Origin of the sequence: Aeromicrobium sp., assembly GCF_032084975.1 — a bacterium.
GTDB lineage: Bacteria > Actinomycetota > Actinomycetes > Propionibacteriales > Nocardioidaceae > Aeromicrobium.
Genome location: NZ_DAMDLR010000087.1, coordinates 1 through 9,841 on the forward strand (window position 1 = coordinate 1; position 9,841 = coordinate 9,841).

At 71.1% G+C, this 9,841-nt stretch carries 9 protein-coding genes, 1 other RNA gene and 1 pseudogene; 7 read left to right on the forward strand and 4 right to left on the reverse strand.

What is annotated here, in order from left to right:
• Positions 1 to 186 precede the first annotated feature (186 nt).
• The 4 genes from RT323_RS14520 to RT323_RS14535 are packed head-to-tail and all read left to right on the forward strand — an operon-like array spanning position 187 to position 4,101.
• A complete protein-coding gene (locus RT323_RS14520; RefSeq protein WP_313409729.1) occupies positions 187 to 1,047 on the forward strand; it encodes a M23 family metallopeptidase in 861 nt (286 codons plus the stop codon).
• Between the two features lie 25 nt (positions 1,048 to 1,072).
• Positions 1,073 to 2,197 (forward strand): Nif3-like dinuclear metal center hexameric protein, encoded by a 1,125-nt coding sequence (locus RT323_RS14525; RefSeq protein WP_313409731.1) that lies wholly within the window; start codon positions 1,073 to 1,075, stop codon positions 2,195 to 2,197.
• A gap of 9 nt (positions 2,198 to 2,206) precedes the next feature.
• Positions 2,207 to 2,950: a C4-type zinc ribbon domain-containing protein gene (locus tag RT323_RS14530; RefSeq protein ID WP_313409733.1), complete on the forward strand. Its 744-nt coding sequence runs from the start codon at positions 2,207 to 2,209 to the stop codon at positions 2,948 to 2,950.
• Positions 2,950 to 4,101: a bifunctional RNase H/acid phosphatase gene (locus tag RT323_RS14535; RefSeq protein WP_313409735.1), complete on the forward strand. Its 1,152-nt coding sequence runs from the start codon at positions 2,950 to 2,952 to the stop codon at positions 4,099 to 4,101. The genes RT323_RS14530 and RT323_RS14535 overlap by 1 nt, the downstream gene beginning before the upstream one ends.
• 14 nt (positions 4,102 to 4,115) lie before the next feature.
• Here RT323_RS14535 and RT323_RS14540 read toward each other — a convergent pair whose 3' ends face one another.
• Positions 4,116 to 4,862: a peroxide stress protein YaaA gene (locus tag RT323_RS14540; protein WP_313409736.1), complete on the reverse strand. Its 747-nt coding sequence runs from the start codon at positions 4,860 to 4,862 to the stop codon at positions 4,116 to 4,118.
• Between the two features lie 14 nt (positions 4,863 to 4,876).
• The gene (locus RT323_RS14545; protein WP_313409738.1) at positions 4,877 to 5,437 is read right to left on the reverse strand and encodes a TMEM165/GDT1 family protein; all 561 of its coding nucleotides are present in this window, start codon (positions 5,435 to 5,437) and stop codon (positions 4,877 to 4,879) included.
• A 236-nt stretch (positions 5,438 to 5,673) separates the two neighbouring features.
• Here RT323_RS14545 and rnpB point away from each other — a divergent pair.
• The 3 genes from rnpB to RT323_RS14560 all read left to right on the forward strand — a co-directional run bounded on the left by rnpB (position 5,674) and on the right by RT323_RS14560 (position 7,805).
• Positions 5,674 to 6,053, forward strand: an RNA gene (gene rnpB / locus RT323_RS14550) — RNase P RNA component class A.
• A gap of 133 nt (positions 6,054 to 6,186) precedes the next feature.
• Positions 6,187 to 7,362, forward strand: a complete 1,176-nt coding sequence (locus RT323_RS14555) for a DUF222 domain-containing protein (protein WP_313409739.1) — start codon at positions 6,187 to 6,189, stop codon at positions 7,360 to 7,362.
• Positions 7,353 to 7,805 carry an SRPBCC family protein gene (locus RT323_RS14560; RefSeq protein ID WP_313409741.1) on the forward strand — a complete coding sequence of 151 codons (453 nt, stop codon included), beginning with the start codon at positions 7,353 to 7,355 and terminating at the stop codon, positions 7,803 to 7,805. The genes RT323_RS14555 and RT323_RS14560 overlap by 10 nt, the downstream gene beginning before the upstream one ends.
• 1 nt (position 7,806) lies before the next feature.
• Here the strand turns inward: RT323_RS14560 and RT323_RS14565 are convergent, their stop codons facing one another.
• Positions 7,807 to 9,459, reverse strand: a complete 1,653-nt coding sequence (locus tag RT323_RS14565) for an NERD domain-containing protein (RefSeq protein ID WP_313409743.1) — start codon at positions 9,457 to 9,459, stop codon at positions 7,807 to 7,809.
• A gap of 53 nt (positions 9,460 to 9,512) precedes the next feature.
• A pseudogene (locus tag RT323_RS14570) lies at positions 9,513 to 9,841 on the reverse strand (hypothetical protein); the annotation flags it as partial.

Consider the following 9,841-nt stretch of genomic DNA (forward strand, 5'->3'; position numbering starts at 1 on the left):
AGCTGGCCGCCGCGGTCGCCGGCGCCGCGGGACCGATCCTGCTCGTCGACGATCTCGTCGACAGTCGCTGGACGATCACCGTCGCGGCCCGTGAGCTGCGCCGCGCCGGCGCCCCCGCGGTGCTGCCGTTCGCCTTGGCCTCCGTCGCCTGACCTCCCCGCTCGGCGGTGTGATGGCATGGAGCCCATGAGCGCACGAGAGCCCGGCGCATGGCGTCGCACGGTCAGCGGCCTGTTCCCCCTCTGGGCCTGGGGGTTCCTGGCGGCGGTGGTCGCGGGTCTGCTGCCCGGCGTGCCCTACGTCCTCGCGGCGCCGTTCATGCTGGCGTTCTTCGCGTTGGCGCTGGTCCGGCCGCCGCGACAGGACCAGCGCGAGGCGGTCGTGATCGCCAGCCCGGTCCGGGGGCGCTGGACCGTTGTGCACAGCCCCGCCTCGGCCGTGCCCAGTCACGGCGTGCGCGGCTACGGCCAGTCGCACGCGGTGGACATCATCCATCCGCGTCCCGACGGAACCGCGCCCACGTACCCGGTGTTCGGCGGATTCGAGCGGCCTGAGGGCTTCACGTCGTTCGGCGAGCCGATCCATGCGGTGGCGGACGGCGTCGTGGTGCGGGTCGTCGACGGCGCCCGCGACCACCTCTCTCGCACCTCGTGGCTCGCGTTCGGCTACATGATGGTGATCGACGGCTTCCGTGACCTCGGTGGCCCGCGCGCCGTGGTGGGCAATCACGTCGTCATCGAGCACGACCCCGGCGTCTTCTCGCTCCACGCCCACGTGAGGCGGGGCAGCGCCGCGGTGTCGGTGGGCGATCGCGTGTCCGAGGGGACGGTCATCGGACAGGTCGGCAACTCGGGCAACACGTCCGAGCCGCACCTGCACTTCCAGCTGATGGACCGGCCGTCGCCCCTGAGGGCGGCGGGGCTCCCGTTCGTGTTCAGCGACATCCGCCAACGCGAGGGTGACGTCGACCGCGGCTGGGACCGCAAGGAGCCGGTCACCGAGATCCAGCCGGGCCTGCCGGCCAACTACCAGGTGTTCGAGGCCTGAACGGCGGACGTGCCAGACTCGGATCATGCCTGCGCTGCGTGACGTGATCGCCGTCCTCGATGACCTGTACGACCCGCGCTGGGCCGACGGCTGGGACTCGGTCGGCACGGTCGCGGGTGACCCCGACGCCGAGGTCACGTCGATCCTGTTCGCCGTCGATCCCGTGCAGGCCGTCGCCGACGAGGCGGTGCGCCTGGGTGCGCAGCTGGTGGTGACGCACCACCCGCTCTACCTCAAGGGCACGACCTCGGTCGCGGCCACCACACCCAAGGGCCGCGTGGTGCACACGCTGATCTCGAACGGGGTCGCGCTCCACACGTGCCACACCAACGCCGACAGCGCCCCGCGCGGCGTCAGCGAGTCGATGGCGCTCGCCCTCGGGCTGTCCGACCTGCGACCGCTCGAGACCGATGACGACTCGCCACTCGACAAGTGGGTCGTCTACGTGCCGCGCGACGACGCGGCGCGCGTGGTGGCCGCGATGCACGAGGCCGGCGCGGGGAAGCTCGGCGATTACGACCTGGCCCAGTTCCAGACCGACGGCCGCGGGTCGTTCCGGCCCCTCGACGGAGCCGATCCCGCGATCGGGTCGGTGGGCGAGGTCGAGTGGGTCGACGAGACCCGCGTCGAGGTCATCGCCGACCGGCGCATCCGCGAGGACGTGCGGGCAGCGATGCTCGCGACGCACCCGTACGAGGAGGTCGCCTACGACCTGTGGGCCCTCGCGGCGCAGCCCAGCGACCGGGGCTCAGGCCGCATCGGTCGGCTCAACACCCCCATGGCGCTGTCCGCGTTCGCCGACCACGTCCGGGCGGCACTGCCGGGCCACAGCGGTGCGACCCGCGTGGCCGGCGACCTCGACCGCGTCGTCGAGACCGTCGCCCTGTGCGGCGGATCAGGCGACTTCCTGCTCGGGACCGCCCATGCCGCCGGAGCCGATGTCTACGTCACGTCCGACCTGCGCCATCACCCGGTCAGCGAGCACCTCGAGCGTCCCGGCGCGTGCGCCGTGGTCGACGTCCCGCACTGGGCCGCGGAGTGGACGTGGCTGCCGACCGTGGCGACGGCAGTGCGCGAGGCGCTGGGCGATACGGTGAAGACCCACGTCTCCGCGATCGTCACCGATCCGTGGAGCCGGACATTGTCATGAGGAGCACACGTGAAGGCTGACCCGTCCGCCCAGCAGGCCTTGCTGGAATTGCAGGAGCAGGACTCGGTGCTCGCGCAGTTGAATCACCGTCGCGCCCACCTGCCCGAGCATGCGGAGATCGCCGCGGCTGACGAGCGCATCCGCGCGCTCGACGGCCGTCGCATCGAGGTGCAGACGCGGGTGTCCGACCTCCAGCGGGCGCAGAAGAAGGCCGACCAGGAGGTCGAGCTCGTCAAGACGCGCCGGACGCGCGACGAGGACCGCTTGGCCTCCGGTGCCATCACGAACCCGAAGGACCTCGCCAGCCTGCAGAGCGAGCTCGAGGCCCTCGCGCGGCGCATCGGGACCCTCGAGGACGACGAGCTCGAGGTCATGGAGCAGCTGGAGTCCGCCCAGGCCGAGCTGGCCGAGGTCCTGGCCCAGCTCGATGCCGAGAACGCGACGCGCGACGGACTCGTCGCGGCGCGCGACGAGAAGGCCACCGCGATCGAGGCGGAGGCGGCCCGGGCGGCCGCTGCGCGCACCGACGTCCTGCCGCGGGTGCCCGAGGCGCTGTTCACGCTCTACCAGAAGGTCGCCGCCAACCATGGCGGCCTGGGCGCGGCGACGTTGAACGCCCGCCGGTGCGGAGGGTGCCACCTGGAGATCAACGGGGCCGACCTGCGCGAGCTGGCCGCCGAGCCCGCCGATGCGGTGGTGCGCTGCCCCGAGTGCAGCCGCATCCTCGTCCGCACGTCCGAGTCCGCCGTCTGATGGGCTGGGTCGCCGAGGCCGACGGCGGGTCGCGCGGCAACCCGGGACCCGCCGCCTACGGCTCCGCGCTCCTGCGCGACGGGGTGCTGGTCGCCGACCGGGGCGAGACGATCGGGATCGCGACCAACAACGTCGCCGAGTACCGCGGGCTGATCGGTGCCCTCGAGCTGGCGCGCGAGCACGCCGGTGGTGAGCCGGTCGAGGTGCGGATGGACTCCAAGCTGGTCATCGAGCAGATGGCCGGCCGGTGGAAGATCAAGCATCCCGACATGAAGCCGCTGGCGATGCAGGCGCAGTCGATCGTGCGCGACCTCGGTCCCATCACGTGGACGTGGGTACCTCGGGCCCAGAACGCACGGGCCGACGCGTTGGCGAATGCGGCGCTCGACGCGCAGAAGGCCGGTCGTCCCGGCCTGATCAGCTCCTTCGACGGGTCCGAGCCCGTCCAGCTGGCCGACGAGCCGCCCGAGGCTCCGGCTGCCTTCACCGAGCCGCGCGACACGGACAAGCCGGCCGCCGGGTGGCGCGGCGTCATGGAGGGCGACCCCACCACGGTGATCCTGCTGCGGCACGGCGTCACGTCGCACACGCAGCGCAAGCTGTTCAGCGGGTCCGGGGGAGAGGACCTGCCGCTGGTCGACGACGGCGTCGAGCAGGCGCGCCGGGCGGCCGCCTGGATCGCCGAGCGTGGCGGCGCGGACGCCATCGTCGCCTCGCCGCTGCTGAGGACCCGACAGACCGCTGCGCAGGTCGGCGACAAGCTCGGCCTGGCGGTCGAGGTCGACGAGGGCTTCGCCGAGGCCGGCTTCGGCGAGTGGGACGGGTTCTCGTTCGCCGAGATCATGAAGCGCTGGCCCGCCGAGCTCGACACCTGGCTCGGCTCCACGGCCGTCGCGCCGCCCGGCGGCGAGTCCTTCGACGACGTCGCGAAGCGCGTCGAGGTGGCACGCGACCGCCTGCTGCAGCGCCATGCGGGTCGTACGGTCGTCGTGGTCAGCCACGTCACGCCGATCAAGCTCCTGGTGCGCGCCGCGTTGCACGCGGACATGGGTGTCATCCATCGCATGGAGCTGGCGCCCGCGTCGATCACGACCATCACCTGGTGGCCGGACGGCACTCCCAGCCTGCGCAACTTCTCCGTCGTGCCGTAGCCAGGCCCCGGCGGTCAGGCGCTCAGGATCACGTCCAGGCGGGTGGGCCCCGACGACTCGATCGTCCAACCGAGGTCACGCAGGGCATCGGCGAGCGAGTCGACGTCCTTGGCCTCGACGTCCTCGGCCAGCATCCGTCCGACGATGCGACCCTTCGTGGCCTTGTTGCTGTGGCTGACGATCGACCGCTTGCCGTTCGCCTCGGTCAGGACGCGCATCGTGACGGATCCGGCGGCTGCCGCGCCCAGGGCGACGTACGTGCCGGAGCGCAGGTCGACGACCAGCTGGCCGTCCGCGAGCTCGGCGATCGCGCGGGGGACGACCGGCTTCCACCGGCTCGCGACCGTGCCGAGGCGAGGCAGCGTCACCGACCCGCTCATGCGGTAGGCGGGGATGCGGTCGTGCGGCCGGACGAGCCCGAACAGCGCCGATGCGATGGCGAGCGTTCGACGCCCCCGCTCCTGTGCCGCGGTGTCGAGGCCGGCCCAGTCCAGCTCGCCGTAGAGGACCCCGGTGTAGACGTCGATGGCGGCCGCGGCCGGCTCCGCGCGCAGGCGCGCGTTCCGCTCGATGTCGGCCGACTGCTGGGGTCCGAGTCCCAGGATCCCGGCGGCCCGCTTCGTTGAGCTGAGCCTCACGAGCGCGTTCAGCAACTGCTCGCGCGTGCGGTTCAGGACGGGCGACGAGAGACCCGCGAGGTCGAGTGCGGGACCGGATTCGGGAGCCGTCTTCCCCTCGGACGGCGGCAGCAGGATCAGCACTCCGCGACCCTATGTCAGCCGATCAGCATCCAGATGCCGAGGGCCGCGAACAGCAGCGCGGCGACGGCGTGCACGGCGCGGACGGGCAGCACCTTGAGGACCTGCTTGCCGAGCAGCACCGCCAGCGTGATCGAGACGAGCATGCCGATCGTGCTGCCGATCCAGACCCAGAACCAGGGGTACTGGGTCGCGAGCGTCATCGTGGCGAACATCGTCTTGTCGCCCAGCTCGGCGAGCGCGAACGCGAGACCCACGGCCAGGAGGGCCCGCCCGCTGTGCGGGACGACGGACGGCTCCTCCTCGTGCTCGTCGCCTCGCAGCGACCATGCGGTCAGGGCCGCGAAGACCAGGAAGACGATGCCGGCGACGATCCGCAGCACGTCCTGGGGGATGAACTGGCCCAGGGCCTCGCCCACCAGCGCCGAAGCAAGGTTGATGACGGCGCAGGCGATGCCCATGCCGAGGATGACGGTCCGTGCGCGATAGCGCGTCGCGAACGTCATGGCCATGATCTGGCTCTTGTCGCCCAGCTCGGCGACGAACACCAGCGCCGCAGCGATGAACACTGCTTCCATCAGAAAAGCTCCTCGTCCACCCGGACGAGGAGCTTGTGTCACGACGAGCCTCGACCGGGCTCGTGTACACGAATCCGGTCGAAAGTCTCGTCCGCCAGTTGCCTGGCCCGCTGCACCGGAGACCGAGGCCTCAGTGTGTCGACACAGCGATTGGGGACTACTCCCTTTCGATGTGTCCACCCTAGCCCGGACGATGTGACACCGCGGCCCGGGGGTCCGTACGATGGAGCCGCGAATGAGTCGGCCGGGCGGTCGCGGCGTCTTCGGGCGTCGAGGAAAGTCCGGACTCCACAGAGCAACGGTGGTGGCCAACAGCCACCCACGGCGACGTGCGGGACAGTGCCACAGAGAACAGACCGCCAGCGGCCACCCTCGGGTGGTGCGGGTAAGGGTGAAACGGTGAGGTAAGAGCTCACCAGCACGGCGGGTGACCGTCGTGGCTCGGTAAACCCCACTGGGAGCAAGACCAAGATGGCCCCTCGCGGGGCCGTGCCGCAGGGCTGCTCGTCCGACGCGGCAGGTGGGTCGCACCGAGGTGTCCAGCAATGGGCATCCCAGATGGATGACCGCCCCTGCTCCGGCAGGACAGAATCCGGCTTACAGGCCGGCTCATTCGCTCCCCGCACGCGCGACCCCCGGGGCCCTTCGTCGCCCGCCCGGGGGTGGTCGAAGCAGGCGTGTCGGCCGACAGTGACGGAGCAAATGGGCGACGCACGGTTCTGTCGGTGGTGCCCACTATGTTGGGTGGCATGGACTTGAACCGGGCGATCACGACGGGTGACACGGTCCGTCGTGCCCGCGCGATGGCGGAGTTCGAGGAGTGGAAGTTCATCGCGAAGTACCACGCCAAGCGGGTGGCGGAGATCGACCGCACGGGCGAGATGCCGTTGGGCAAGGAGCTGGCGCGGCGTGAGGTGACGCTGGACCTGGCGCAGGCGCTGCATGTCTCCGAGAGCACGGTGTGGGCGATCATCAGCGAGACCGAGGTCCTGCGCACCAGGACCCCGGCCGTCTGGGCGGCGTTCCGTGAGGGCGACATCGACGGCGCCCGGGTCGCATCGATCGCGCGGACCGCCGAACAGTTGAAAACCCGCGATGCGCTCGCCGAGCTCGACGAGTCGGCACCGGGCTATGCCGCGACCCACACCGTGGCCGAACTGCGGTCGTGGCTACGTCGCCTGCGCGCTCGACTCGAGCCGGACCAGACGCGCGAGGAGCGCGAGAATGCCGTCGAGCAGCGCCGCGTGTCGATCCGGCACAACGACGACGGCACCTCATGGCTCGCTGCGCTGCTGCCGACGCCGGTGGCGAACGCCGCCGGCAACCGGTTGCGTCGCGCCGCGAAGGCCCTGCCGAAGATCGACCCCGAGACGGGCGAGAAGGACCGCCGCACCCGCGACCAGAAGCAGGCCGACCTGCTCGCGCACTGGCTCACGTCCTGCGAAGGCACCTCCACCGACATCCGTGCCGAGATCGCGATCAGCATCCACGCCACCGACCTCATCGGCTACACCGACGGTCCGGGCATGACGCTCGACGGCGAGCCGATCGGCTCCGAATGGGTCCGCGAACTCGCCGCCAGCGAACACACCATCTTCCGCAGACTCGTCCTCGGCCCTCGGGGCGAAGTCCTCGACACCAGCGTCCTCGGCTACCGGCCGACCGAAGCACTGAGACAGGCGATCAGGTGGCGAGACGGCACCTGCCGCGTCATGGGATGTCGGGCACCAGCGCACGAAGCCGACCAGGACCACGCCCTCGCCTACCACTCCGGGGGCCAGACCACCGCCTCCAACCTGCGATCACTGTGCCGCAAACACCACAACATGAAGTCCCACGGTCACCTCCACGACCACCACCTCGACATGCCCCTCCAACACACCGAGCAGTACGGCCGGCGCTCTACGCTCCAGCCATGCCCGTGATCGAGCTGACGACGTTCATCGCCGCGCCCGAGCGAGACTGCTTCGACCTCAGCCTGTCCGTGGAGGCGCACGCCTCGTCGATGGGCAGGTCCGGCGAGCGAGCGATCAGGGGCGTCACGACCGGCGCGATGGGGCACGGCGACACCGTGACGTGGCGAGCCCGGCACTTCGGCCTGCCGTTCACGATGACGTCGCGGATCACCGACTACGAGGCTCCGCACCGTTTCGTCGACCAGCAGGTGTCGGGTCCGTTCCGCCGCTGGTGGCACGAGCACGTCTTCGCGGCGCGCGACGGTGGCACCGTGATGGTCGACCGCGTGGAGTTCGAGTCCCCAGCCGGCCCGGTCGGGCGCGTCGTGAACCGGACCGTGCTCACGCGGTACATGACCGCGCTGCTGACGGAGCGGAACCGCTGGCTGAAGGAGGAGCTCGAGCGGCGGTGACCTACAGCCCGAGCCGGCGCGCCACCTGGTCGCCGCCCATCGCACGGATGACGTCCGGGTCGCCCACGACGACGAGCTCGTCGGTGGCCCGCGACATGCCGACGTAGAGGCGCTCGCGCGACCGCTCCTTGACGTCGTCCTCGTTCACGCACAGGACGACGGCACGGCGCTCCAGGCCCTTGCAGCCCAGGACGTGCCCGTAGAAGACGTCGTCCTCGTCGAAGTAGGTCTTCCAGTAGCCGGTCTGGTCGTGGAACTCGGTCCGCTCGACCTGGACTGGATGGCGCCGGCCCGTGGTCAGCAGGCAGATGTTGCCCGGGTCCCAGCCCTCGTCGAGCAGGGTGTCCACGGCGTCGTCGGCGGCTGAGAGCGCCTCGTCGCGGGTCGAGGCGATGAAGCGCACCGCCGGGCCGTCGCCTCCGCGCGTGTACATCCGCGACGGCGCGAGCGGACCGAACGCGTCGTGGATCTGGCGCGTGTTGCGCAGGTTGTGGTCGAGCACGAGAGGCACCAGATGCACCGGCGGCCGACCGAAGCGGGCGAAGATGCGCTGGTTCTCGTCGGAGTAGACGTAGAGGCCGCCGTCCTCCTCGTCGCGCAGCGATTTCAGGACCGGCTGCCACCAGTCGTCGGCGAAGTCCTGGGCCTCGTCCACGATGATCGCGTCGTACTTCTGGCCGTCGGGCAGCTCGGCCGCCAGCGCACCCATCAGGTCGGGCAGGCGGTGCTCCCAGAAGTCGCTGTCCGCCCGGTCGCCGTCGGGGGCGCCCCATTGGACGCCGAACTCGTGGAACGTGCCGACGAAGGCGGGGCGCTCCTTGCGACCCCACGACTGCACCTCGCGCTTGAGGTACTCGGCCAGGCCGAGCGAGTAGCACAGGAGCGCGACGCGCTGCGGCTTCACGTCGCTGCGTCCCTTCGTCAGCTGCTTGGCCTGCTGCAGGGCCAGCACGGTCTTCCCACTGCCGGCGCCGCCACGCACCTCGATCCGCCGCAGGAGGCGCGTGATGCCCAAGATGGCGGACTGCTCCTGCGTGAGGCGGTCGGCGGTCGCGGCGCGGTCGTCGGACTCGGCGTTGACGTCGTAGCTGGTTCGCAGCCTCCCCGTGAGGACCTCGACGACCAGGTCGACCTCGTCGCGCGACGGCGGCATTTTCCCCTGCTCGCTGCGGCGCGCGTTCTCGACGATCCGGTCGACGAGGCCGTCCAGGTCTGCCTGGTCGTGCAGCATCCAGCGGGGGCAGTCGGGCAGCGAGAACTCGTCCGGGAACCGCGAGTAGGGAGTGACGAGCGCATGAGCCCACGCGACGTGGTGGCGTCGGCCCCAGCGATCGTCCTGCCGGACGTAGTCGCGGACGGCGTACTTGGTGCGCATCACCTGGTTCACGGGGTCGATGGCCGAGACCCGGGCCCCGCGGCGGATGGACCATCCGTCGGCGTCGTGCCAGACGCTGCCGCCCTTGACCTCGATGACGACGATGCCGACCTCGGGCATCAGCACGACCAGGTCGGCCTCATGGTCCTGGACGTCGTCCGTGAGGCGCAGGTTCGCGATCAGCACGTCGTCCTCACCGAGTCCGTCGCGCAGGCGGGTCCACACCTCCTGCTCGGACGCGGTCGTGAAGCGTGGGTCAGCAGGGATCAGGCGTGGCACATGGGCACCATGCCATGAGCGAGGGGCCGCCGTGGGCGACTTCGGTGAGCCCGTCAGCCCAGAGCGCGGGAAAGCGCGTCGAGAAGGCCGCCGCGCCAGCTGGCGTAGTCGTGGCCGCCGTCGTACTCGGTCAGCTCGATCGAGGGGACGCGGGCGGCCAGCGCACGGTGCAGCGGCAGCAGGACCCACTCCTGGCGGCCCACCTCCAGCAGGACGCGACCCTTCGAGGCGACCAGCGCGAGGCTGCTCCCGCAGCCACGGCACGAGGTCCCGCGCGAGCCACGAGCTGACGCCGCCCCGGTGGCCCACGTCGTCCCACCGCTCGGCGACGCTGCCCGTGGCGACGAAGGCGGCGACGTGCGCGGGCACGGCCCCTGCGGCG